This is a genomic window from Bacillus sp. FSL K6-3200, assembly GCF_038630485.1.
GTDB lineage: Bacteria > Bacillota > Bacilli > Bacillales > Bacillaceae > Bacillus > Bacillus safensis.
This window is the reverse complement of the sequence record NZ_CP152032.1, coordinates 493,807-517,001: the sequence shown is the minus strand read 5'-3', so window position 1 is coordinate 517,001 and position 23,195 is coordinate 493,807. Positions and strand designations below refer to the sequence as shown.

At 39.9% G+C, this 23,195-nt stretch carries 24 protein-coding genes; 11 read left to right on the top strand and 13 right to left on the bottom strand.

Annotated features, from left to right (window positions below; genetic code table 11):
- Positions 1-272 precede the first annotated feature (272 nt).
- Positions 273-1,673 carry an amino acid permease gene (locus tag MHI60_RS02705; RefSeq protein WP_111291886.1) on the top strand — a complete coding sequence of 467 codons (1,401 nt, stop codon included), beginning with the start codon at positions 273-275 and terminating at the stop codon, positions 1,671-1,673.
- 63 nt (positions 1,674-1,736) lie between these two features.
- Here MHI60_RS02705 and MHI60_RS02700 read toward each other — a convergent pair whose 3' ends face one another.
- The 3 genes from MHI60_RS02700 to MHI60_RS02690 are packed head-to-tail and all read right to left on the bottom strand — an operon-like array spanning position 1,737 to position 3,557.
- Entirely contained in the window at positions 1,737-2,027 is a 291-nt protein-coding gene (locus MHI60_RS02700; protein WP_024425288.1) for a hypothetical protein, read from the bottom strand.
- Positions 2,015-3,073, bottom strand: coding sequence for an anti-sigma factor (locus MHI60_RS02695; RefSeq protein ID WP_095408087.1), 1,059 nt, complete (start codon positions 3,071-3,073; stop codon positions 2,015-2,017). The genes MHI60_RS02700 and MHI60_RS02695 overlap by 13 nt, the downstream gene beginning before the upstream one ends.
- Positions 3,066-3,557: a sigma-70 family RNA polymerase sigma factor gene (locus tag MHI60_RS02690; RefSeq protein ID WP_024425287.1), complete on the bottom strand. Its 492-nt coding sequence runs from the start codon at positions 3,555-3,557 to the stop codon at positions 3,066-3,068. The genes MHI60_RS02695 and MHI60_RS02690 overlap by 8 nt, the downstream gene beginning before the upstream one ends.
- A 370-nt stretch (positions 3,558-3,927) precedes the next feature.
- Between MHI60_RS02690 and MHI60_RS02685 the strand changes: the two genes are divergently transcribed.
- A complete protein-coding gene (locus tag MHI60_RS02685; RefSeq protein ID WP_144485624.1) occupies positions 3,928-4,530 on the top strand; it encodes a 1-acyl-sn-glycerol-3-phosphate acyltransferase in 603 nt (200 codons plus the stop codon).
- A gap of 246 nt (positions 4,531-4,776) precedes the next feature.
- Here MHI60_RS02685 and MHI60_RS02680 read toward each other — a convergent pair whose 3' ends face one another.
- Together MHI60_RS02680 and MHI60_RS02675 are read right to left on the bottom strand one after the other, a co-directional pair.
- The gene (locus MHI60_RS02680) at positions 4,777-6,108 is read right to left on the bottom strand and encodes a hemolysin family protein (RefSeq protein WP_048238362.1); all 1,332 of its coding nucleotides are present in this window, start codon (positions 6,106-6,108) and stop codon (positions 4,777-4,779) included.
- 58 nt (positions 6,109-6,166) lie between these two features.
- Positions 6,167-6,607 carry a MerR family transcriptional regulator gene (locus MHI60_RS02675; protein WP_034667702.1) on the bottom strand — a complete coding sequence of 147 codons (441 nt, stop codon included), beginning with the start codon at positions 6,605-6,607 and terminating at the stop codon, positions 6,167-6,169.
- A gap of 337 nt (positions 6,608-6,944) precedes the next feature.
- Here MHI60_RS02675 and MHI60_RS02670 point away from each other — a divergent pair, with 337 nt between their 5' ends.
- Positions 6,945-8,327 carry a hemolysin family protein gene (locus tag MHI60_RS02670; RefSeq protein WP_144485622.1) on the top strand — a complete coding sequence of 461 codons (1,383 nt, stop codon included), beginning with the start codon at positions 6,945-6,947 and terminating at the stop codon, positions 8,325-8,327.
- Positions 8,328-8,417: 90 nt separating this feature from the next.
- Positions 8,418-8,810 carry a hypothetical protein gene (locus MHI60_RS02665; RefSeq protein WP_034282242.1) on the top strand — a complete coding sequence of 131 codons (393 nt, stop codon included), beginning with the start codon at positions 8,418-8,420 and terminating at the stop codon, positions 8,808-8,810.
- On the opposite strand, the gene crcB (MHI60_RS02660) is transcribed toward MHI60_RS02665, so the two are convergent.
- From crcB (MHI60_RS02660) to MHI60_RS02650, 3 genes are read right to left on the bottom strand one after another with little or no spacing between them, the layout of a single operon-like run.
- The gene (gene crcB / locus MHI60_RS02660) at positions 8,807-9,172 is read right to left on the bottom strand and encodes a fluoride efflux transporter CrcB (protein ID WP_144485620.1); all 366 of its coding nucleotides are present in this window, start codon (positions 9,170-9,172) and stop codon (positions 8,807-8,809) included. The genes MHI60_RS02665 and crcB (MHI60_RS02660) overlap by 4 nt on opposite strands.
- The gene (gene crcB / locus MHI60_RS02655) at positions 9,173-9,568 is read right to left on the bottom strand and encodes a fluoride efflux transporter CrcB (RefSeq protein WP_144485618.1); all 396 of its coding nucleotides are present in this window, start codon (positions 9,566-9,568) and stop codon (positions 9,173-9,175) included. It lies immediately after the preceding gene.
- Positions 9,569-9,573: 5 nt separating this feature from the next.
- Positions 9,574-10,290 (bottom strand): glycerophosphodiester phosphodiesterase family protein, encoded by a 717-nt coding sequence (locus MHI60_RS02650; RefSeq protein ID WP_144485616.1) that lies wholly within the window; start codon positions 10,288-10,290, stop codon positions 9,574-9,576.
- Positions 10,291-10,595: 305 nt separating this feature from the next.
- Between MHI60_RS02650 and MHI60_RS02645 the strand changes: the two genes are divergently transcribed.
- From MHI60_RS02645 to MHI60_RS02635, 3 genes are all read left to right on the top strand, one after another.
- A complete protein-coding gene (locus MHI60_RS02645; protein ID WP_017360338.1) occupies positions 10,596-10,697 on the top strand; it encodes a YhdX family protein in 102 nt (33 codons plus the stop codon).
- A 164-nt stretch (positions 10,698-10,861) separates the two neighbouring features.
- Positions 10,862-11,950, top strand: a complete 1,089-nt coding sequence (locus MHI60_RS02640) for a mechanosensitive ion channel family protein (RefSeq protein WP_144470029.1) — start codon at positions 10,862-10,864, stop codon at positions 11,948-11,950.
- 14 nt (positions 11,951-11,964) lie between these two features.
- Positions 11,965-12,711 carry an NAD-dependent protein deacylase gene (locus MHI60_RS02635; protein WP_144485615.1) on the top strand — a complete coding sequence of 249 codons (747 nt, stop codon included), beginning with the start codon at positions 11,965-11,967 and terminating at the stop codon, positions 12,709-12,711.
- A gap of 42 nt (positions 12,712-12,753) precedes the next feature.
- Here MHI60_RS02635 and MHI60_RS02630 read toward each other — a convergent pair whose 3' ends face one another.
- Positions 12,754-13,608, bottom strand: coding sequence for a polysaccharide deacetylase family protein (locus MHI60_RS02630; protein WP_342502668.1), 855 nt, complete (start codon positions 13,606-13,608; stop codon positions 12,754-12,756).
- 296 nt (positions 13,609-13,904) lie between these two features.
- Between MHI60_RS02630 and dat the strand changes: the two genes are divergently transcribed.
- Positions 13,905-14,762, top strand: a complete 858-nt coding sequence (gene dat, locus MHI60_RS02625) for a D-amino-acid transaminase (RefSeq protein WP_111291876.1) — start codon at positions 13,905-13,907, stop codon at positions 14,760-14,762.
- Between the two features lie 45 nt (positions 14,763-14,807).
- Here dat and MHI60_RS02620 read toward each other — a convergent pair whose 3' ends face one another.
- Positions 14,808-15,314 (bottom strand): universal stress protein, encoded by a 507-nt coding sequence (locus MHI60_RS02620; RefSeq protein ID WP_095408097.1) that lies wholly within the window; start codon positions 15,312-15,314, stop codon positions 14,808-14,810.
- Between the two features lie 556 nt (positions 15,315-15,870).
- Between MHI60_RS02620 and MHI60_RS02615 the strand changes: the two genes are divergently transcribed.
- The 3 genes from MHI60_RS02615 to MHI60_RS02605 all read left to right on the top strand — a co-directional run bounded on the left by MHI60_RS02615 (position 15,871) and on the right by MHI60_RS02605 (position 20,526).
- Complete coding sequence (locus tag MHI60_RS02615) at positions 15,871-17,628, top strand: ABC transporter transmembrane domain-containing protein (RefSeq protein WP_111290247.1); 1,758 nt, start codon at positions 15,871-15,873, stop codon at positions 17,626-17,628.
- Positions 17,625-19,640 carry an ABC transporter ATP-binding protein gene (locus MHI60_RS02610; protein WP_095408099.1) on the top strand — a complete coding sequence of 672 codons (2,016 nt, stop codon included), beginning with the start codon at positions 17,625-17,627 and terminating at the stop codon, positions 19,638-19,640. The genes MHI60_RS02615 and MHI60_RS02610 overlap by 4 nt, the downstream gene beginning before the upstream one ends.
- Before the next feature lie 241 nt (positions 19,641-19,881).
- Positions 19,882-20,526, top strand: coding sequence for a hypothetical protein (locus tag MHI60_RS02605; RefSeq protein ID WP_144470041.1), 645 nt, complete (start codon positions 19,882-19,884; stop codon positions 20,524-20,526).
- Between the two features lie 102 nt (positions 20,527-20,628).
- Here the strand turns inward: MHI60_RS02605 and MHI60_RS02600 are convergent, their stop codons facing one another.
- The 3 genes from MHI60_RS02600 to ugpC all read right to left on the bottom strand — a co-directional run bounded on the left by MHI60_RS02600 (position 20,629) and on the right by ugpC (position 23,078).
- Positions 20,629-21,246 (bottom strand): NAD(P)H-binding protein, encoded by a 618-nt coding sequence (locus MHI60_RS02600; RefSeq protein ID WP_144485611.1) that lies wholly within the window; start codon positions 21,244-21,246, stop codon positions 20,629-20,631.
- 286 nt (positions 21,247-21,532) lie between these two features.
- Positions 21,533-21,736 carry an alpha/beta-type small acid-soluble spore protein gene (locus MHI60_RS02595; protein ID WP_039177528.1) on the bottom strand — a complete coding sequence of 68 codons (204 nt, stop codon included), beginning with the start codon at positions 21,734-21,736 and terminating at the stop codon, positions 21,533-21,535.
- Between the two features lie 235 nt (positions 21,737-21,971).
- Positions 21,972-23,078, bottom strand: coding sequence for a sn-glycerol-3-phosphate ABC transporter ATP-binding protein UgpC (gene ugpC / locus MHI60_RS02590; protein WP_095408101.1), 1,107 nt, complete (start codon positions 23,076-23,078; stop codon positions 21,972-21,974).
- Positions 23,079-23,195 lie beyond the last annotated feature (117 nt).

Below are 23,195 nucleotides of genomic sequence, written 5' to 3'. Positions count from 1 at the left end.
AACTTCAATGTTGAATAATAAATAGAGGAAGACAAGTTATCAATTGAATAAGAATTGAAGAAAATCTAACCAATTTATTGACAAAATTTTCGTTGATATATAAGAATTTTCACTCTTTTTTTAAAAAAAGTGTTTTCATTTTTTAATTTTCATATATAATAATTTTACGCCACCAATTTATTGCGCTAAACTTAATCTGAATATTCAGAAAATATTGTTAATTATATGGATGTGGCGTCTTTAGACTGATACTAAGTTTTGGGAGTGATGGTATGAGCAATTCGTTGTTTAGAAAAAAGAGCATTTCAGAGCTCATTGCGGCAACACAAGGGGAAAAAGCATTAAAAAAGGAATTGGGTTCATTTGATTTAACCATGCTTGGCATTGGAGCCATTATCGGGACAGGGATATTTGTTCTGACAGGTACAGGAGCCGTTACTGCGGGGCCAGGACTTGTGTTATCATTTGTCATCGCAGGTCTTGCTTGTTTGTTTGCAGCACTATCATATGCGGAATTTGCTTCTACAGTGCCGGTATCAGGATCCGTGTACACATTTACGTACGCATCAATGGGGGAATTTCTAGCGTTTATCATTGGCTGGGATTTAATATTAGAATATATGCTGGCCGCTAGTGCCGTTTCAGCGGGCTGGTCAGGTTATTTTGTGTCTTTTTTTAATGGGATAGGGATTCATATACCAGTTGAATTAACAGCAGCACCAGGTGGTTTAAAAGGGCAAGTAACATATTTTAATCTTCCAGCATTTATTATTTTAATGGTCATCACCTTCCTGCTGTACTTTGGTATTAAAGAATCTAAACGAGTCAATAACATCATGGTTATTATGAAAATTGCTGTGATTTTGCTCTTTATTTTAGTCGCTGTGAAATATGTAAAACCTGAAAACTGGACACCATTTGTTCCATTTGGGACATCAGGAGTCTTAAGTGCAGCAGCCCTCGTATTCTTTGCATTTATCGGGTTTGATGCAGTTGCTTCCGCGGCAGAGGAGACAAAAAATCCATCGCGCAACCTGCCTAGAGGAATTATTACTTCTTTATTGATTTGTACGCTGCTTTATGTCGTTGTCAGTGCGATTATGACGGGCATCGTTCCTTTCATGAATTTTGAGGGAGTATCACATCCAGTGTCTCTCGTGTTACAAGTAGCCGGACAAAACTGGGTGGCTGGTATTGTGGATGTCGGAGCGATATTAGGAATGACAACCGTTATGCTTGTCATGCTGTACGGCCAGACACGCGTGATGTTTGCCATGTCTCGTGATGGCTTGGTGCCAAAGGTTCTATCAAAGGTTCACCCAAAGCATAAAACACCTTACATCAACACACTTTTCTTCGGTACATTGTCAGCATTAATGGGTGGATTTATTCCACTTGATGAGCTGGCAAGCCTAGTGAACATCGGGACACTTTCAGCATTCATTTTGATTTCAGTGGCGGTCATTGTGATGAGAAAAACGCAGCCGGACTTACCGAGAGCATTTAGATGCCCAGCAGTTCCGCTTATTCCAATCTTGGCCATTCTATCTTGCGGATTGCTCATTTATAAGCTCGGTGCAATCACTTTTGTTCGCTTCTTAATCTGGCTTGTCATTGGGCTTGTTGTGTATTTCTTATATTCAAGAAAACACTCAGAATTGAATAAAAAATAAATGAAAAAAGCCCGTGCTACTTGGTGCAGTCAAGTAACACGGGCTTTTGATTTTGAGTGCTGATTAAAAACCTAACTGAAGATCGACATCGATTGATACGATTGCATAGACACAAACAATGACAAAGATATTCAGTACGACACCGAGGAAACCTGGACCCGTACGGCCTTTTTTAATAAACAGTTCAATAATGCCAAATGGAACTGCGGCCATTGCAAAAGGAAGCATTTGAAAAGAATAAAATGTCACGTTGCTGATAATGGCGAGGTTCAGCATGAGCAGGGATAATATCGCTGTGCCGACAGAAATCCAGCCAAATACATTATGCTCTTTAAAAATTCTTACCAATTCCATAATTCCACCTCGCTCACTTTTGCCGTTTTAATGCGTTTTGTCTTCACAAATTTCTCAATTTCTTTAGAAGGACCTGTGATCACAGAACCATAAACCGTGACGCCATTTTGATCGATATAGCGTATACGATTAGACAGATCAAGGTCAGGTCGGCCAGAGATCGTTGTTGCCCAAGTCGGGTGCTGATTGACATAAGCAAGGGCATCTTTGAATTGATCTACTTCAGTTTTTGATGTGTGCTGAAGCTCTTTTAAAAATTCAGAGTCCTTCCCAGGAAAGCCGATTGGCCGCTGTTTTCCACTTAATGAATCCTCTGTTTTAATCGCATTCCACAGCACTTTCATATCGTATTTTTTAGCAAAGGAATAAACATCCTTTGGTGTGTAAGCTTTGTCATAGGATACATACACTTCACTTACTGTTCCTTCAGGAAGCTTGTCTAACGTAGTGAGTGTTTGTTTTTTTGAGGCATCTGCCTGCGCCGAAGGATGGGTAAAGAAACCTTCCGTTTCGCGTGCGTTGTCACCATAATAAGAGATGGTAGGCTGCTTTAATTTATCGAAAAACATCTCAATTTGTTCACTGCCAATGGCTTCTGTTTTATTGCCAATTTGTTTTTGCAGCTTCAATTCGGTGTTCATCCCAAAAAGCTTAACCTGTCCTTTTAAATCCTTCATATCAATGGCCACGTTTGGTTTGGTCAAAGCGACGGTGACAGCGGCTGTTTCCATGAAGTGGTTGCCTTTGCTCTCGGCTCCGCCAACGCCGTAGTATAGATAACTTCCTAATGTACAAAGCGGTAAAATAATGAGTGTCGATATGACAGCAAGTACAGAAATACGTAAATATGATTTTCTTTTTCCATATTGTAAAATGGCTTTTTGCTTCTCAGGACTGATAGAAAAATCTGTCCAATCCGAGTCGTTCAGTTCCTGACTTAAGCGCTTTTCATTTTCTTCAAGCTCTTCCTCAAACGCCATCATTTCTTCCTCATTCATCTCACCATTATTATATTGTTCCCATCGCTTGTTAAACTCTTCATTCATCATTAACACCTCTGTTGTAAAGTGCTTTTAGGCGCTGCCTTGCACGAAATAAAACACTTTTAAAATTTGCTTCAGTAATATTCATGACCTTGGATGCTTCCTTGTAATTTAGTTCTTTTAAATAATACAATGTCAACGCTTCCTTGTAGTTATCTGGAAGCTGCTCCAAATACATGGTGAGGACTTCCTTTATTTCAACCTGTTCAGCAGGGCTTTGTACAGACGTTTGTAAAAGACCGCCAATGAGGTCATCCGATATGGTCACTTCTTTTTTATGTTTCCTGACATAATCAATAAAAGCATTTCGTGCCACCTGAAATAACCAAGGTTTCACTTTGCTATGGTCGTAGGAATGAATATGTATATAAGCACGCATAAAGGTTTCCTGCAATAAGTCTTCTGCCAAATGTTTGTCTTTTGTCATGGAGAGCAGAAACCTGTAAACATCGTTCATATACATTTGATAAATTTCATCGATCGTCACTGATTTTTCTCCCCTCTATGTTATACACGCATAAGAAAGGCATAAAGTTGCACGAAACTTCTCATTACCGTACATTACTCATTTCTTTCGCCGAATCAAAATCATTTCTCCTTATCATAGCGAAATTTGCATCATTTATAAAGCATTTTCACTAGAACAAATCAGGAAAAAACTTCGAAAAACGACAAAATTGGACACAATTCCTATTCTATTCTCCCCTAAAACCTTGTGCTTGAATACAGACAGAGCGTTCATTTTAAACAAAAAAGACATGGAGGATTAGGGTGCTTATAAATTTTTAGTACCAGGTAATAAAAAATTTGTTATAATAGAGACAAATCCTTCATTTTTCAAACAAAGGAAGTGCACTATGTATAAATTTTCAGGCTATACCATCAAAGTATTATTTGGTCTCCGAGGTGGAATCAAAGTATATCAAAAAGAGAATCTGCCAACTGATCGGGGTTTTGTCATTGCTTGTACACATGAGGGTTTTGTGGATGTTCTTGCATTGGGCGCAGGAATTCTTCCGTTTGAGATCCACTACATGGCGAAAAAAGAATTGTTTGCAAATAAATGGATCGGTGGATTTTTAAAAAGGATTCATGCCTTTCCAGTTGATCGAGAGAATCCTGGGCCAAGCAGTATTAAAACGCCCATTAAATTATTAAAAGAGGGAAAGATCGTCGGAATTTTTCCAAGCGGAACACGTACAACAGAGGATGTTCCTTTAAAAAGAGGGGCGGTTACTATTGCGCAGCTCGGTAAAGCGCCAATTGTTCCAGCAGCATACAAAGGACCTTCAAATGCGAAAAGTCTTTTCAAAAAAGGGAAAATGCGCTTAATCATCGGTGAACCGATTGAGCTGTCTGAATTTGACCATCTGCCGCCAAAAGAAAGATTAGGTGCCATGACGGAAGTATTAAACACGAGAATCAAAGAGCTAGAAGCTCAATTAATGGAAAAGGCATAAGAAAAACGACCGCTTGCTTAGGCAAGGGTCGTTTCAGCGTGTAGACAAACCCTCGCATTCGGTGTCAGTCCTGCGTGCCGGTGCTCACGAATGCTCAATTCGCTCCGCTCCGGTACTCGTCCTTCCTAGACTTCAAAGGTTTTCTATCACGCTGAAAAAGAAGACAAAGGGCTAAAATAAAAATCATTTTAGCCCTTTGTCCACAATGTGAAACGCCCACTTGCTTAAGCAAGTGGGCGTTTTTTGTTACGAAGCGCCTTCTTCAGCTGCTTCTAATAATTGTTCATTTAACTTTTTTACTTCGATATAAGCTACATGGTGTCCATCGACTTCATTAATAATAAATTCATAGCCTTGTTCACGAATGGCGTCATTTTTCTCTACTTCATATTTCTGAGTAAGGAACCAGCCGCCGATTGTGTCGACCTCTTCATTATCAAGCTGTATACCTAATAGCAGGTTGACTTGATCAACAAGGACCTTGCCATCAAAGATGTAATGGTCTTCTCCAAGTTTACGCACCTCGTTGATTTCATCAATGTCGAACTCATCACGAATTTCACCAACGATTTCTTCAAGGATGTCTTCAACGGTCACAAGACCTGCTGTACCGCCATATTCATCTGATAAAATGGCCATGTGTACACGTTCACGCTGCATTTTGAGCAGTAAATCATGAACAGGAACCGTTTCAATCACATGAATAATCGGATTTACAAACTTTTCGATCGTATCGCTTGTAGAACACTCACCGCTAATGCAGGCAGTGAGGACCTCTTTAATGTTTAGAACACCGATCATGTTGTCTTTATCGCCATCTTCAATTGGATAACGTGTATATTTCTCTACCTTAGTCACCTTCAGCATTTCCTCGATGGTAATATCATGAGGGAAGCTGACAACTTCAGTACGAGGAATCATAATTTCTTTCGCCAAACGGTCATCAAATTCAAAAATTTTGTTCACATATTTGAATTCAGACTGGTTAATCTCGCCGCTCTTATAGCTTTCTGATAAAATAATCCGCAATTCTTCTTCAGAGTGCGCCATGTCATGCTCAGATACTTGCTGAAGACCGAACGCTTTCGTTAATAAACGAGCAGATCCATTTAATACCCAAATGAACGGGAACATCACTTTGTAAAAAATCATCAGTGGTCTAGCAAAAAGAAGGGATACTTGCTCAGCCTTTTGAATGGCGAGTGTTTTCGGTGCAAGCTCTCCAACCACAACGTGTAAAAACGTCATAATACTAAACGCAATGATAAAAGTGACAATAGAACTAGCTGATTGAGGAATAGACAGCTCCACAAAGAGCGGCGCAAGCATATGCGCAATTGTTTCTTCCCCTAACCAACCAATACCAAGGGCGGTAATGGTAATACCAAGCTGACAGGCTGATAGGTACTCATCAAGGTGAGTCGTTACATGCTTGACAGCAACTGCTGTTTTATTACCTTCTGCGATTAACTGATCAATTCTTGAGCTTCTTAAGCGAATGATCGCAAACTCTGATGCAACGAAAAACGCGGTTAAAGCTATAAGTAAAGCAACTATGAGTAAATTAACTATGTCCAATTAAGGCCTTCGTTCTGACTTTGAGAACGAAGGTAACACCTCCTGTTTAGTAAAAATTTTAACTTAACAGCAGTAAAAATGATTGGACAGCCGTCATTTTTTCAGGAGTAAGCTGCTCTTTTAGTTTTTCACGTTGTTCTGGCTGAAGCTGCTTACAACGTGCCAAAATGCGGTCCATATGCTCATTCATCCGATCGATATCAGAGGTTAAATGGACAAGTTCATCATGATCTTCCTTTTGAGAAGGGAATTGTTCATCTAATCTGGATTTGATGTCAGAAAGAGCCAATCTCTGCTGTTTGCAAAGAACGATTAATTGTAATCGTTTTAAAGCATATTCATCGTAATAACGATAATTTGAGCAAGATCTAACAGGCGCAAGCAAACCTAGGTTTGTATAATAATCTACAGTTCGTTTCGTCACCTGTGCAATCTGTGCTAGTTCACCAATACGATACTTTTTCTCAGCCCCATCTGAACATCTCCTCCTAACCGTCACGTTATAGTTTATGAAAATAGTTTAATATAATTCTAGTCTGAAACACAAGTTAATTGTTCATATTTCCTGACAATAAGAAGAAACAGAGGAGGATTTCCCTCGATTTAGTCAGTCATGTCAAAAATAACATGACGATACAGGAATTTTCAGATTATTTATGATAAGATAAAATGAATACCGTTTCATATATATGTAGAGAGGCGGAATTTTACGTGAACCGGAGGTGGTTAAGTGGGGCCCTCAATGTAGTCTTATTTAATCAGTTAACCGTTTTGCAAAACATAACATCATCAATCAGGAGGTGACTCCTTGTTCTTCTAAGAAAGAGCAAGGTTAAATGGACGATATTGTTAATCTGAGTATAGTCGGTGTTTTGATTGCTTTAACAGCTTTCTTTGTTGCATCTGAATTTGCCATAGTAAAGGTGAGAAGCTCAAGAATTGATCAGCTTGTTGCCGAAGGGTCCAAAAAGGCCATCATGGCGAAAAAGGTGACATCAAGGCTAGATGAATATTTGTCAGCCTGTCAGCTCGGTATTACAGTGACATCCCTTGGTTTAGGGTGGATTGGTAAGCCGGCTGTGAAAGAACTTTTGGTTCGAGGTTTCGGTTTGACAAACATTCCTGATTCAGCAATCAGCCTGATCTCAGCAACACTTGCGTTCTCTATTATTACCTTTTTGCATGTAGTTGTAGGTGAGCTTGCACCAAAATCGCTTGCCATTCAAAAGGCGGAAAAAATGACGCTATGGCTGTCAGGCCCGCTGCATGCATTTTATATCCTTATGTTCCCTTTCATTTATGTGTTAAACGGGTCAGCACGTCTGCTAACTAAAATGATGGGTATCGATATGGGGTCTGAAAAAGAACATTCCCACTCTGAAGAGGAATTGAAGATTTTATTATCTGAGAGCTTAAAAAATGGGGAAATCAACCCATCAGAATATAATTATATGAACAAAATTTTCGATTTCGATAATCGAATTGCCAGAGAGATCATGATACCGCGGAGAGAAATTTGTGCGATTCCAGAAGATATGCCGTTAGATGATATCCTTGCCATTATGACGCAGGAAAAGTATACACGTTTCCCTGTGTTTTCAGGAGATAAAGACCATGTCATCGGCATGCTGAACAAAAAGCAGCTCTTCGCAGATCTTGTGTATCAAGGAGAAAAAGATCAACTGAAAATTCAAGATTATATATATCCAGTGATTGAGGTCATTGACACGATCCCTATTCAAGAGCTTCTCGTCAAGATGCAGCGTGATAGAATGCATATGGCGATCTTAACTGACGAATATGGCGGAACGTCTGGACTTGTCACAACAGAAGATATTTTAGAAGAGATTGTCGGAGATATTCGAGATGAATTCGATGAAGATGAGCAGCCAGTTATTCAAAAAAGAGCCGATCATCATTATGTTTTAGACGGCAAAGTGAGATTAGATGAAGTTCAAGATTTGATCGAGATTTCTTATCATGATGAGGAAATTGATACAATCGGCGGGCTCATCTTAAAAGAAAATATTGATATCCGAGAAGGACAATCCATCTATCTGGATGATATTCGGATGAAAGTGCTGGAAATGGATGGACGCTACGTTAAAAAGATCGATTTGAAAAAAGGCGTCACATCGTCAGAAAAAGGCAATGCACGCACTGGGCTTGATATAAAGGAGCCACTGCTAGTAAACGAAATGACCTTGAGCGAAAAATAAGCTCAAGGTTTTTTTAGGTATTTAGTCTCTTTTTAACGAATGTAAGTTCGGTTTATAATAAGAACAAACGTTCGATAAAGGGGGAAGGACATGCTTTGGTATGAAACAGCAAGTATCACGGAGAAAAAAACCTCAATGAAACGAATTGAGTTTCATTTAAAGAATTTCAAAAATTATCAAGCTGCGATCTTAAATATCGAAAGGCAGCTTGAAAAAAGAAGCCCGCATCATCTCGACCACATGACACGGAAAAAGTTAGAAGAACAAAAAAGCCAGTATGAACTCATCGTTGCTTGTATTGAAACGGCATTAAAAGAGTTGGATGAAATAGAGCAGCAGCTCATCGATTACAAATATTTTCGAGATTGGCGGATGGCAAAATGTGCAATGGAAATCGGCTATAGTGAAAAAACACTCTTTTTGATGAAGCGCCAGCTCATGGATCAGCTGCTCATCAGCTTAGCTGCCATCACCAATATTTAAAAAAGATGCTGTCCTATTTGATAACACGCAGCAAAGAGACATAAAGATCCGATGATTGTGACCAATAAGTAGACAGCAAGTTGTCCAATTTGCCGCTCTTGCAGCATGGCCGCAGCTTCTACACTAAATGTAGAGAATGTTGTAAAACCACCGAAAAAACCAGTCCCAATGATCATAAGCAGCGGATCATTGTCAGTTACTGCACCTGTCAGTAAACCTAAACCGGCAGCGCCCAGTAAGTTGATGAGAATAATACTATACGGAAAACGAGTATGAAACTTGGTTTTCTGCATCGATTGACTGAGGAAAAATCGAAGGGCACTGCCCATCCCGCCGGCAACAGCTGTATAAAATACAATCATTTATCTGCTTCCTTTCGGCTGCTCATTTTGATGAAAGAGACGCTGAGCGGTGATCAGTCCACATAAGGCAGCGCCCACTCCAGCAATCACTGAGAGTAGAATGTACATGACACTTGATGTGAACAGTCCATTCTGTAATAAGAGAACCGTTTCTTTAGAAAAAGTGGACATGGTCGTAAAACCGCCGCAAAATCCTGTTCCGATCAAAGCAGCAAGATATTTTTTTCCCTTCCGAAACATAAAATACCCTGTTGAAAAGCCAAGAAGCAGACTGCCTGTCATGTTTTCAATCAGTGTTGCATAGGGGAATGTCTGGCTGACAACGGACTGGCTAAGTTCATATCTGCAAAGTGTACCAACCAATCCACCGATAAATACGGCGAGATATGCTTTCATTTACATCATTTCTCCTTTAGAAAAAATGGCGGGTGATCCGTCACCACTCCATCAATGGGGTATGTTTTCATCCTGTCGGCTGTTTTTTGGTCTTTCACTGTCCAAATAAAAACATCCATTCCAAATGAGTGGATGCGATCAATCCACCATCTGTTGATCATCGTTTTCTTCATATTAAGGCAATCCGCAAAGGAGCTGTACGCCGCTAATTTTCTTTTCGTCAGTTTTAAGGCAGAGGGTTTTATAATAAAAGCTGTTCGAAGAGAAGGGGCGTAAGCTTTGACTCTTTGAAGTGCATTGGCATCAAAAGATTGAACCATGATGTGACGGGAATAGGCAAACCGGTTGATGATGTCGACAACTGCTTTTTCAATCCCGATCTGCTGTTTTGGATGCTTGATCTCAATCAGTATCCCGACATGCTGACTGTATCTTTCTAGAATTTCTTGTAATGTAGGAATTCGTTCGTTGGCGTACTGAGAATCAAACCAGCTTCCTGCATCCAGTTTCTTCAGCTGATCAAGTGTATAACTTTTCACTAAGCCGCTTCCGTTAGTCGTTCGATCAACGGTATCATCATGGATGACGGCTACGTGCTGATCCATTGTCAGCTGGACGTCTAACTCAATATAATCCGCACCTTGCTGAATCGCTAAATCAAATGCGGCAATTGTATTTTCTGGGGCAGCGCTTGAAGACCCTCTATGCGCGATAATATACACATGCTCCAGCTCCTGACATAAGTTCTGATCTTATCATATCAAATTTTTGCTGCTTTTCCTTCTTTACTATATGGATGGATGGAGAGCTGTATGTAATGGTGAATGGCATGTGGTGAGAAAGCATCGTGTATGAAAGGATAAAAGTTGCAGGAATATCCCAAGCTCTTATTGAGTAAATCTGAACTACATCATTTTTTCTTCGATCAATTTTGTCCAAATCGTCAGCGTTCGTCAAAATATTAGTGCTTTCGTCATGTTGACTGAAAATTCTGATGTTTTATAATGATGAAAAGGAGGCGAGATGATTGGGTAAAGGGAGAATTAGAGTGGAAGAACGTATTAAGGCCGAAACGGATGCTGAAATGTTTAAAGCGACTCTCCTTGATCAGGCTCAGAAGAAAAAGTAGTTTGCTGCCCGTCGATATGTCTCTAGCCAAAATTTCATATTTGAACATCATGCCTCGGGATCAGTCCCGAGGCTTTTTATGTAGAGGTCAGACATTTAAGAGAGGACATGAACGAAGGTTATATTATAAACTAGAGAGGATTGTTTTAAAGGAGAGAGACAGACATGTTTACACAAAAATGGATGGATACATATTTTACAGTAGATATCGCGATCCAAATCGGTATTAGCTTTTGTATTTTATTGCTTTTTTTATTGCTTCGGAAAGTATTTACGAAGTATTTATTTCAACTTCTCTTTAGGCTGACGAATCGGTCTAAAACGGAGGTCATTAACCAAATTGTTGTGGCATTCGAAAAACCAGCGAGGCTGTTTTTCGTGGCTCTTGGTTTATATTTTGCGTTAAGACAGGCTCCATACTTTGAGCATCATATGGATGTCATCATCAAATTGTATAGATCCTCCATTATATTGATGCTGACGTGGGGGCTTTGTAACTTAACCGCTGCATCTTCCTTCTTGTTTCAAAAGGTCAATTCGAAATTTGAATTAGATATGGATGATATTTTAGCACCGTTTTTATCAAAGGTACTTCGCTTCATTATTATTGCACTGAGTATTAGTATCATTGCACAAGAATTTAATTATGATGTCAATGGACTTGTGGCAGGTCTTGGTCTAGGTGGTCTAGCCTTTGCGCTTGCTGCGCAGGATACAGTGGCTAACTTTTTTGGAGGGATTGTCATCATTACAGAGAAGCCTTTTACGATGGGCGACTTTGTGGAGACACCAAGTGTTCTTGGGACAGTGGAGGACATTACATTTCGAAGCACTAGGTTTCGAACACCTGCTGAAGCCGTCGTGACCGTTCCGAATTCTACGCTTTCTAAGGAGCCGATCACAAACTGGACAAGGATGAATAAACGTCAGATTACGTTTTCTGTTCGCGTTTCCTACAATACACCAAAGGAAAACATTGATCAGTGTATTAAGCGTCTCAAACAGATGCTTCACGAGCATGATGGGGTGCATAAAGAGACGATTATGGTGAATCTCGATGTACTGGCTGACAGCTATTTGAACTTGTTTTTCAACTTTTACACAAATACAACAGCTTGGTCTGAAAACCTTGATATAAAGCAGGATATTAACTATCGCATCATAGATATTTTCCACGAAGAAGGTGTGGAATTTGCTTTCCCTGGACAGGCCATTTATATGAAACAAAAAGGTGAGAAGCAGCTGGGTGAATAAAGGAGGAATGGTACGTGGATCAAACAAAGGTGGAAGCACTAAGAGAGAAACTATCGCAGGCTTCACATATTACAGTACTCTCAGGTGCGGGTATGAGTACAGAATCGGGTATTCCTGATTTTAGATCAACGGGTGGTCTGTGGACAGAAGATACTTCCCGCATGGAGGCGATGAGCCGATCCTACTTTTTATCAAATCCTCATCAATTCTGGCCGAAGTTTAAGGAATTGTTTCAGATGAAAATGAGTGGAGAATACGAGCCAAACAGCGGGCACACCTTTTTAGCCAACCTTGAGCAACAAGGGAAGCATGTGGATATTTTCACCCAAAATATTGACGGTCTTCATAAAAAGGCGGGAAGCCAGCATGTATATGAACTCCATGGCTCCATTCAAACGGCTACTTGTCCATCGTGTCAGGCGGTATACGATCTGCCTTATTTATTAAAAGAAGAGGTGCCGGTCTGTCAAAGAATTTCCCCAGACGGCAGTACGTGTGGACGTGTGCTAAAAACAGATGTTGTTCTTTTTGGAGATATGGTCAAGCATCTTGATCAAGTGGAGACATCACTTCAGAAAACGGACATGCTGCTCGTCATGGGAACTTCCCTAGAAGTAGCGCCAGCAAGATATATTCCAGAAGACGCAGCCCATGATCCTTCCATCTTCATGGTGATGATGAACTTGAGTGAAACAGAATTCGATCCGCTTTTTGATCTTGTCTTTCATGAGCGAATTGGCGATCTTGTGAAAGCTTTATAAATCATTAAAAAAACCCCGCATCTTAAAGGTGCGGGTTTAACTTTATTGCTGCAGCGGCTTCATTGTTTCATCAAGCACTTCAAATGTATAGCCCTTTGCTTTTAGCTGCGTGATTAAGCTGTTTAAGTATTTTGCCGTCGCTGGCTGATCGTGCATTAAAATGATTTTTGGTTCTTTTGGATATTTTGTTTCCAGCACTTGCAGCTGATTTAATACCTCTGGTACATATTTTGAGCTTTTATATTTCCAGTCAAGACTGTCAATGGTCCAATCCCAGTAGACAAAGCCTTTTTGTTTTAAACGTGCTTTTTGCTGATCGGTTAAATTTGGGGCGCTGCCATAAGGTGTTCTTACAAGATGGGTATACTTACCTGTGACAGAAGCCAAAATGCGCTGATCTTCTTTCATCTCGTTGACGGGAGAATCACTTTTTTGATAAAAGCGTTTCACATCATGGGTGATACCATGCAGCCCTAATTGATGACCTTCTTGATGAAGTCTTTTCACAGCTGCCGGGTGTTCTTTAATCTGCGGCCCGAGCATAAAGAATGTGGCCTTCACTTGATGCGCTTTTAGCACATCTAACAGCTGATTTGTAGTCGCTGATGGACCGTCATCAAATGTTAAAAAGATCGTTTGATCCGTTACATGTTTATTTGAATTGATCTTAAAATGTGCATCTAATGTTTTTCTAGAATCATCTTTTGCTTTCATACTAGTGCTTGTGTCCCTAAATTGACTGCTCGCAGACAATTTAGCCGGCTGATCTGCTGCTTGCATATTGGTTTTGGACATATCCCAAATAAAAAAGAGGATCAGTGTCAGAATGACAAAACCAATCGCCTTTGAGAGCAGCATTGTGTTTGAAGGTGCCTGTTTTTTTTTAACCCGTTGCATTACAATCGCTCCAATAAATCAAAAATTTGTGTCGAATCATGTAGTAGATTCTGTCTTTTTCCGCTGTTTTTTGTCATGTTTATATGGTGTCAGTATACAGGAAAAAAGAGCCTATGAATATAGAAGTTGCTAAAAAATTGGAATCTTTTTGGTTATGAATCTATATTTGTTACAATAGAAGGTTATCCATTTCTTATGATGTGAAATAATTCTGAATAATCATTGAAACGTACCCATTTATCCGCTAAGATAGCATCAGATTCAACCATTAATGCAAAGCGAAGGGGAGATTCCATATGAAAGTATTGTACAATGGAGATTTCATTGAAAAAAAGGATGCACATGTTGATATTGAGGACAGAGGCTATCAATTTGGTGACGGAGTCTATGAGGTCATCCGTGTATACAATGGTACTTTGTTTACGTTAAAAGAGCATACAGAGCGTCTGTTCAAGAGTGCAAAGGAAATTGGCATTCATCTGCAAGGTACAGTATCTGATATGGAAGAAAAGTTACAACAGCTCGTCGCTCACAATCAATTAACAGATGGCGGTGTGTATATTCAAGTCACGCGGGGTGTCGCCCCTCGTAAACATCAATATAGTAATTCTCTCACTCCTCAAATCACGGCATATACGTTCCAGGTGAAAAAGCCTGTTCAAGAGCAGAAAGCTGGTGCAAAAGCCATATTATCTGAGGATCTTCGCTGGTTAAGATGTGATATCAAAAGCTTAAACCTTTTATATAACGTCATGGAAAAGCAGAAAGCATCTGAAGCTGGTGCGTTTGAAGCAATCCTGATAAGAGACGGTTTTGTGACAGAGGGAACCGCCTCGAATGTATATGCCGTGATTGATGGCGTGATTCGCACTCACCCTGCAAACAATCTCATTTTAAACGGCATTACCCGTAGAAAGCTGCTGGAGGTATGTGAGGCAGAAGGATGTACTGTTGAAGAAACTCGAATAAGCAAAGAAGAACTGCTGCGCGCTCAGGAAATCTTCATCAGCTCGACGACGGCTGAAGTCATTCCGATTGTTGAAATAGATGGTGAGCCAGTAGGGGAAGGCGTTCCAGGAGAGCTGACAAAGCGCGTACAGGAAGGCTTCCAGCAAAAAATTAAACATGAAAGTGAAGCGTCGATCTCTTCATAAATAAAAAAGGCTGTAAACATTAGTTTACAGCCTTTTGTGATGCATTTATTTCACAATAAGCACAGGTATATCTGATTTTGCTGATAACTTTTCACTCACACTGCCAAACAGCATTTTTTTCAATCTGCTTTGGTCACGTGCTCCCATGACGATGAGGTCTGCTGATATTTCCTCAGCATATTCGATAATTGCTTCTGCTGGTTCTCCCTCCACAATTTCAATGGCAGCCTCAAACTGCTCCTCATTTAAAAGCATTCGTGCTTCCGCAACGACCTCTTCTGTATGGTCTTCAAAAATCAAGGGACTTTGCTGTTCATCATGAGGTACATACACAGGGGGTGTTTGAAGATCTGCCGTACCGCCGCCGATATAAGCTCCACCAGTCATTGGGCGCGGTGCATCAAACACCTGTCTGCCTGTTTTGCCATCATGGGCATAGGCAACGGTCAGCTTGGCATGCAAGGTTTTGGCTAAAGCGATTGCCTTTTTTAATGCTTTCTTACTGTCTTCATGTCCATCAAATGCAACGACCATCCGATCAGCTTGAAACAATGTCCTCATTCCTTTCAAAAGGAGTCTTTACACTCATGGTATACCCGTTAATAGAAAAAGATACACATAAGGGAGATTGATTTTTGTTAGAAAATTTCATTTATTGAAAAATATTTATTGACAAAATGGTGACAGCCACTATAAGATAAAAAAAGATTCAAGAGCCAAAAGGAGGAAATGTCATGTGCAACATTGGAAGAATGAAATCAAACTGCATGAATGGGTTGATTCACGTGACAATTACACCTTCATTGGTCATTGAAAAGGAACTCGTATGTTCCAATTGATCGGATGAATCAAGGCGTATGTTGCGTATTTGTCAACATGCGCCTTTTTACATGACGAAAAGAGGCGTACCAGCTAGCTGGTGGCCTCTTTTTTTGTTGAATTCATTTCGCATTTCGAAATAAAGGGATGGAAAACAACAAATAAACGAAGAGGAGTGGAAGCATGTGAACATGCCAAAATCAAGACAAATGAGAAAAACTCAAAAAACAAAGCAAGGTGACTTGCAGGAAAATTTAGAAAGCGGCTAGCTTGAAAAGGAGAGACAAACATGTTTTCAGTATTTGCGAAATTAGGCTGGTTCTTTAAACAAGAGTGGAGGCGTTATACGATCGCTATTACGCTTTTGCTCATTGTGAATGTGCTTGAAATGCTTCCGCCAAGATACCTTGGCCAGGCAGTGGATGACATTCGTTCTGGTCAATTTACAACATCCAGTATTGTGTTTTATGTGACCATTTTTTGCTTACTAGGTGTCGTCGTCTATACACTTACATATTTTTGGATGTATCAGTTATTTGGCGGCGCAAATGTCATGGAGCGTGTGATGCGCGGGAAACTGATGCGCCACTTGCTTAAGATGACGCCTACCTTTTATGAAAAGAAAAAAACCGGTAACTTAATGGCATTAGGTACAAACGATTTGAATGCTGTGGCATTAACGACAGGTTTTGGTGTTCTGACCTTGGTTGATTCCACTGCTTATATGCTGATGATCTTCTTTACGATGGGGCTGACGATTAGCTGGAAATTAACCTTAATGGCGATTATCCCTATGCCGCTGATGGCGCTCTTAATTGCATTCTATGGCAGCAAAATCCATGATCGCTTTACAGTCGCTCAAGATGCATTTGGTGATATGAATGATCGCGTGCTTGAATCAGTGGCAGGCGTTCGGGTCATTCGCTCTTTTGTGCAGGAGAAACAAGATGTCGAACGCTTTCGCGACATGACAGATGATGTATTCCAAAAAAATATGCGAGTGGCGACCATTGATTCATTATTTGAACCGACAGTGAAATTACTTGTGGGGATCAGCTACTTAATCGGAATCGGCTACGGAGCCTATCTCGTGTTCCAAAGTGATTTAACCATTGGGGAGCTTGTTGCATTTAACGTCTATCTTGGCATGATGATCTGGCCAATGTTTGCGATCGGTGAATTGATTAATATTATGCAAAGAGGAAATGCGTCGTTAGACCGGTTGAATCATACACTCAGCTATAAGCCGGACGTAACAGATGCTGCTCAGCCAAAAACGTTACAGGAGCCTGGAGATATTGAGTTTGATCATGTGACATTCAGGTATCCAACTTCACCTAAAGATAATCTCATTGATGTGTCCTTTACTGTTCGAAAAGGGCAGACGATTGGAATTACTGGCAAAACGGGAAGCGGAAAAACGACCATTGTCAAACAGCTTCTGCGCCAGTATCCGGCAGGTGATGGGCAAATCCTGCTATCAGGTGTTCCGATTCAAAACATTGAATTAGATCAGTTATTTCAATGGATCGGATACGTACCGCAGGATCATATACTTTTCTCAAAAAGCGTGGAACAGAATATGCGCTTTGGTCATCGGGACGCGAAACAAGATGAGTTAGCACAAGCAATCAAAGATGCTTACTTTGAAAAGGATTTACGCCTGCTGCCAGAGGGTCTGGAAACCATGGTGGGAGAAAAAGGTGTGGCGCTGTCAGGCGGACAAAAACAGCGAATATCCATCGCACGTGCTTTATTAATTGATCCAGACATTTTAATTCTGGATGACTCATTATCTGCGGTAGATGCAAAAACAGAAACCGCTATTTTAGAGAATCTAAGACAAAACCGTCATGGCAAAACGACGTTTATTACGACTCATCGCCTATCAGCTGTTGAACATGCGGATCTCATTCTTGTCATGGAAGAAGGACGCATTGTCCAAAAGGGCACCCACAACGAACTCATCCAGCAGGATGGGTGGTACAAAGAACAATTTTTGCGTCAGCAGCTGACAAATCAGCTGGAAGGAGGGGATGAGGCATGACAACAGGAAGAAGACTCCTTGCCTACGCACTCCTATATAAGAAAGTACTGTCTGTTGCCTTAATCTTTCTAATGATTGCAGTTGGTGCTGAGCTGACAGGGCCGTTTATTGGGAAGAAAATGATTGATGATCATATTTTGGGTGTAGAAAAACCGTATGTCGAGGTCAATGAAAAGACAGACAAAACCGTTTATTACCAGGGAAATAACTATATACGAAGCGATCGATTAAACAATGGAATGGATTCTGGAAAGCAAATCAATGTGGTCCAAGTCGGATTCGGCTACTATTTTGTGAATGAGCCGATTCGTTTTGATGGAAACAGAAAGATATCCGGAGATCAGCTCACCATTGAAAATGGGAACGAGCGTGAGACCTATGAGGTACAGCGTTTATCAAAAGAGGAGATTTTTGCTTTTTATCAGCCAGAAATCAGTGGCTTGGTGCAGCTTGTGCTATTTTATCTAGGACTGCTCATCATTGCGATTTTCTTTCAGTATGGGCAGCATTATTTGCTCCAGAGGATTGCAAATCGAATTATTCAAAAAATGAGGGTAGACGTATTTGAGCACATCCAAACGCTGCCGATCCGATATTTTGATAATTTACCGGCTGGAAAGGTTGTTGCGAGGATCACCAATGACACGGAAACCATTCGTGACCTATATGTAACAGTCCTTGCTAATTTCGTGACGAGTGCCATTTACATGATTGGGATTTACATTGCCATGTTTTTATTAAATGTGAAGCTGGCACTCATTTGTTTGGTCGCTGTACCGATTATTTTCCTATGGTCGATGACTTATAGAAAGTTTGCAGCAGTGTACAATCACCGCATTCGTTCGATCATCAGTGAAATCAATGCCAAGCTAAATGAAGCCATTCAAGGGATGACAATCATTCAAGCGTTTCGTCATGAAAAAGCGACGCAAGAGGAATTTGATGAGCTGAACAACAATCATTTTCGATATCAGCGAAAGATGCTGCATTTAAATTCACTTCTTTCACATAACTTGGTTAACTTGCTGCGAAATTTAGCATATGTGGCACTTATTTGGTATTTTGGCGGTGCGTCGTTAAGTGCGACAGGCATTGTGTCCATTGGTGTGCTCTATGCATTTGTCGATTATTTAAATCGATTGTTCCAGCCGATTACAGGCATTGTGAATCAGTTCTCTAGGTTGGAATTAGCAAGGGTTTCATCGGAAAGGGTTTTCCGATTATTAGATGAACCAGGAACAGAAGTGGAAGAACCTGTTCAGAAGAAGCTGGAGGGACACGTCCAGTTCAAAGATGTCACCTTTGCTTATAATGAAGGGAAAAATGTCTTAAAGAACATTACGTTTGAAGCAAAGAAAGGTCAAACGGTTGCACTTGTGGGGCATACTGGTTCTGGGAAAAGCTCGATCATGAACTTGCTGCTGCGTTTTTATGACATTCAGCAAGGAGACATTCTCATAGATGGTGAAAGCATTTATGATCAGTCGCGCCAAACGCTGCGTAAACAAATGGGCATTGTGCTGCAAGATCCGTATTTATTTTCTGGAACGATTGCTTCCAATGTCAGCTTAGGAAATGAAGACATCAAAAGAGAAACCATTGAATCCTCATTAAAGCAAGTAGGAGCCGCAGAGTTATTGAAGCATCTGCCAGAAGGCTTTGATGAACCAGTCGTTGAAAAGGGAAGCACGCTTTCCTCAGGGGAACGTCAGTTGATTTCATTTGCGCGCGCATTGGCGTACGATCCAGCGATTTTAATTTTAGATGAAGCCACCGCGAACATTGATACAGAAACAGAAGCGATCATTCAGCGGGCGCTTGATGTAGTCAAAGAAGGACGAACGACTTTTGTGATTGCTCATCGATTATCCACTATTAAAAAAGCCGATATGATCTTGGTGTTAGAAAAAGGTGAAATCGTCGAGCGTGGCAGTCATGAACAACTCATGCAGCAAGAAGGGCTGTATGCGCAAATGTACGAACTGCAAAAAGGTGCTGTTGCAAACAGTTGATGAAATTATTAATAGAGAAAAGCCTCTTTCAATTGAAAGAGGCTTTTCTCAGTGACTTTAAGATGAATAGCAAGATGTGTTTTTGTAATTATAAGTATATTATATATGCGAAATAAGATTCTTAAAAATGGTTAATTAATGAATTTTTATCCATATTTTTTAGTTTTTTTATCCAAAAATATATGAATTTCTCTTATTTGTGATATTATATACTTGTATCAAAAAAACAGGAGGATTGAATATGAAGAGTAAAAAAAGTTTATTTAAGAATGTCATCTTGATTGCTGCAACAACATTAATTATTTCTGGGTTTAGTGAAGTTGCATCAGCAGCTGAACAAAAAGTACCAAAGAAACAAGTAGTCGAAGCAAAAACTGATTTATCAGCACAAATTCAATCATTTAAGACTGCTAATCAGGTTGGACAAGTTCATGCTTTAGGTAATATTAATTCTTCAGAATATGCTGCAAGGGTTACTCTCAATTTAAGCCAAGTTAGAAAAATGACATCTGCTCAGCGTAATATTTATGATAAGGGCTTTAATAAAAAAGATTACAGTAAGCTAAAAGATGCACTAGGAACAAGTGCAACTGTACTTGGGTTGGTATTTGTAACTAGTACACCTGCAGGAGTAGTTGCTGGAGTGTCTGGTTTGCTAACTACTTTAGCTCCTAGTGCTCGTGGCACTCTCAAAAATCTTGTATACAATGGATATTGGCAAATGGGCTATTTAGAAGACTTTTTAACAAAAAATAAAAAATACGACCTTATCGATGTTCAATTGCCTTTCATTGAATACAAAGTAAAAGGAAAAAGAATTAGATTTGTTACAGGAAAAGGTGTGGTAAAAAGAGTTCATTCAAAATCAGGTTGGATCACTCTTTAATTGATTTTTTGGAATTTTCAATTTATTTTAATACTCATATTAAAAAGCCGAGGTGGAAAAACACCTCGACTTTTTTATTTCCAATTAGCGATGACTGCATCATCAATAAGCGATGCCGACGCGTTGATGCACAAATTCCTTCGAATTTAACTGCTGATATAAAAAGTGTGCGGTATCTTCAACTGAAATTTTCTTTCCATCTATAGGGAGAAAATCTTTCTCATAGCGATATGACCGTGTCACTTCTCCATCTGGTAAATAGGTTGGACAAATAATGGTCCAATCTAGATCAGTCGATTGAAGGATTTCAAACGCTTTCGCATGCTCTTTAGCTGCTCGGGAAGTGGTCCGCTTTGATTCATTTGTTTCAAAACGGTAAAGCTTCGGCTGCTGCCTTGCTTTTAAAATACCTGCTGTACCAATTGTAATAATTCTTGATGTATTTGTTTGCTTCATGGCTTGTACGATATGCTCCATTGAAACAGATAATGTATCATCACCATCTGTTGATAGACAGCTTACAACAATATCTGCTCCTTTGATTGTCTCAAGCACATCTTCACGATTTCTTGAATTGCCGGTGACTTGAAACATACCCGCAAGCATTTCTTCTCGGTTTGTCCGAATCAATGAACGAACCATGTAACGATCATCTACTTGAACGAAACGAAGAAATGCTTGTCCTACACGTCCATGAGCACCGAAAAGAGCTATTTTCATCTGTTCGATCCCTCCACTACATACTATAAGTGAAAAGAACCCAAAATGGTACAACTTTTATGTGATGCTTTTTTTATAAAGGTGAAAGGACCGAATACTATGAGCATATTCACATAATAAAGAGATACCGACAAATTGTAGAAGTTCAAAGTTCATACCTGAAATAATGTCCATGAAGATCCGCTCCTTTCTACTACATGATATGAGATGGAAAGGAGTTTGGTGAGGAATCAAAACAAAAAAAGAAGACACCATAAGAGGTGCCTTCGATGATCCAGATATGAAATTAAGCTTTTGTTCCGCCAAGGTTTTGTTGAGCGTAAGACACAAGACGTTTTGTGATTTCTCCACCAACTGAACCGTTAGCACGAGCTGTAGTTTCTGCTCCAAGGTTTACACCAAATTCAGAAGCGATTTCGTATTTCATTTGATCGATTGCCTGCTCTGCTCCAGGAACTAGTAATTGGTTTGAACTATTAGAATTTGCCATGATGTGATTCTCCTTTTTGTATATGATTTATTTTTTGGTTGGGTTTGCTGGAATCGCACCAGCGAAATGATCAAGTCATTTGCCACTTGGCGAAACCCAATGCAGTAACTGCTTTGTACTAAGTATTATGGTTATTTCCGAAAAAAACATACGAGAAAAGAACATGGTAAATGTTGTGTTAACATACAAAAAACCATCACCCAATAATGAGTGATGGCCCTGCTTATATATCTTTTTATTCAGCTGAGCGGATGCGCAGCTCCGTATCTGAATCAAAGAAATGGGCTTTGTTCATATTAATCGCAAGAGGGATAGACTGTCCGGCCTGTACATCGGTACGAGAATCAACACGTGCAATAAACGATTGATCATCGATAGAAGAATAAAGCATCGTTTCTGCTCCCATTAATTCAGCTACTTCTACGTTAGCATTAATTTTTGTGCCTTCAGACGCCTCTATAAATACTGGTTCATCGTGAAAATCTTCTGGTCTGATGCCTAGTATGACATCTTTTCCAATATAGCCTTGGCTACGTAATACTTTCATTTTTCCTTCTGGTACACGAATATGCGTTTTTCCAACCGCAATGGTACCGTCAGAGAGCTTTCCTGTAAAAAAGTTCATCGCAGGTGAGCCGATAAATCCACCTACAAACACATTCTCTGGGTTTTCATATACATCTTTCGGCGCTCCAACTTGCTGAATAAATCCATCTTTCATAACAACAAGGCGGGTTGCCATTGTCATGGCTTCAGTCTGATCATGTGTCACATAGATAAATGTCGTTTGAAGACGCTGATGAAGTTTAGAAATTTCGGCACGCATCTGAACACGGAGTTTTGCATCTAAATTAGAAAGCGGCTCATCCAAAAGAAAAACCTTTGCATCACGTACAATCGCTCTGCCAAGTGCAACACGCTGCCTTTGACCGCCAGATAGTGCTTTTGGTTTCCTGTCTAAATATTGCTCAAGCCCTAATATTTTAGCGGCATTTCGAACCCGCTCATCAATTTCTGCTTTCGGAAACTTCCGAAGCTTTAATCCAAAAGCCATATTATCGTACACATTCATATGAGGGTATAATGCATAGTTTTGGAAAACCATTGCGATATCCCGATCTTTCGGAGCTACATCATTCATCCGTTTTCCATCTAACAGAAAGTCTCCTTGTGAAATTTCTTCTAGACCTGCAATCATGCGAAGGGTTGTTGATTTTCCGCAGCCTGATGGACCAACAAACACAATAAATTCTTTATCTTCTATATGTAGATTAAAGTTGTCTACTGCTGTTACCTTGTTATCGTACACTTTATAAATTTGATTCAGCATCATCTCAGCCATTTGATGTCAGCCTCCCAGCCCCTCTTTTTTTGAAAGCGCTTTACTAATAAATAAAGTGTATAAAATGGGGAAGAGTCTGTAAATGGACAACGTGCACAACATCCTATTTTTATTTTT

What these genes read in the sequence shown, in the direction of transcription:
- crcB (WP_144485618.1), bottom strand. Translation starts at nt 9,568, where the DNA reads ATGAAAGCATATCTCGCCGTATTTATCGGTGGATTGGTTGGTACACTT.
- ugpC (WP_095408101.1), bottom strand. Translation starts at nt 23,078, where the DNA reads ATGGCTGAGATGATGCTGAATCAAATTTATAAAGTGTACGATAACAAG.
- MHI60_RS02615 (WP_111290247.1), top strand. Translation starts at nt 15,871, where the DNA reads ATGTTTTCAGTATTTGCGAAATTAGGCTGGTTCTTTAAACAAGAGTGG.
- crcB (WP_144485620.1), bottom strand. Translation starts at nt 9,172, where the DNA reads ATGATTGTATTTTATACAGCTGTTGCCGGCGGGATGGGCAGTGCCCTT.
- MHI60_RS02685 (WP_144485624.1), top strand. Translation starts at nt 3,928, where the DNA reads ATGTATAAATTTTCAGGCTATACCATCAAAGTATTATTTGGTCTCCGA.
- MHI60_RS02665 (WP_034282242.1), top strand. Translation starts at nt 8,418, where the DNA reads ATGCTTTGGTATGAAACAGCAAGTATCACGGAGAAAAAAACCTCAATG.
- MHI60_RS02630 (WP_342502668.1), bottom strand. Translation starts at nt 13,608, where the DNA reads ATGCAACGGGTTAAAAAAAAACAGGCACCTTCAAACACAATGCTGCTC.
- MHI60_RS02610 (WP_095408099.1), top strand. Translation starts at nt 17,625, where the DNA reads ATGACAACAGGAAGAAGACTCCTTGCCTACGCACTCCTATATAAGAAA.
- MHI60_RS02695 (WP_095408087.1), bottom strand. Translation starts at nt 3,073, where the DNA reads ATGAATGAAGAGTTTAACAAGCGATGGGAACAATATAATAATGGTGAG.
- MHI60_RS02600 (WP_144485611.1), bottom strand. Translation starts at nt 21,246, where the DNA reads ATGAAAATAGCTCTTTTCGGTGCTCATGGACGTGTAGGACAAGCATTT.
- MHI60_RS02640 (WP_144470029.1), top strand. Translation starts at nt 10,862, where the DNA reads ATGTTTACACAAAAATGGATGGATACATATTTTACAGTAGATATCGCG.
- MHI60_RS02605 (WP_144470041.1), top strand. Translation starts at nt 19,882, where the DNA reads ATGAAGAGTAAAAAAAGTTTATTTAAGAATGTCATCTTGATTGCTGCA.
- MHI60_RS02595 (WP_039177528.1), bottom strand. Translation starts at nt 21,736, where the DNA reads ATGGCAAATTCTAATAGTTCAAACCAATTACTAGTTCCTGGAGCAGAG.
- MHI60_RS02670 (WP_144485622.1), top strand. Translation starts at nt 6,945, where the DNA reads ATGGACGATATTGTTAATCTGAGTATAGTCGGTGTTTTGATTGCTTTA.
- MHI60_RS02700 (WP_024425288.1), bottom strand. Translation starts at nt 2,027, where the DNA reads ATGGAATTGGTAAGAATTTTTAAAGAGCATAATGTATTTGGCTGGATT.
- dat (WP_111291876.1), top strand. Translation starts at nt 13,905, where the DNA reads ATGAAAGTATTGTACAATGGAGATTTCATTGAAAAAAAGGATGCACAT.
- MHI60_RS02705 (WP_111291886.1), top strand. Translation starts at nt 273, where the DNA reads ATGAGCAATTCGTTGTTTAGAAAAAAGAGCATTTCAGAGCTCATTGCG.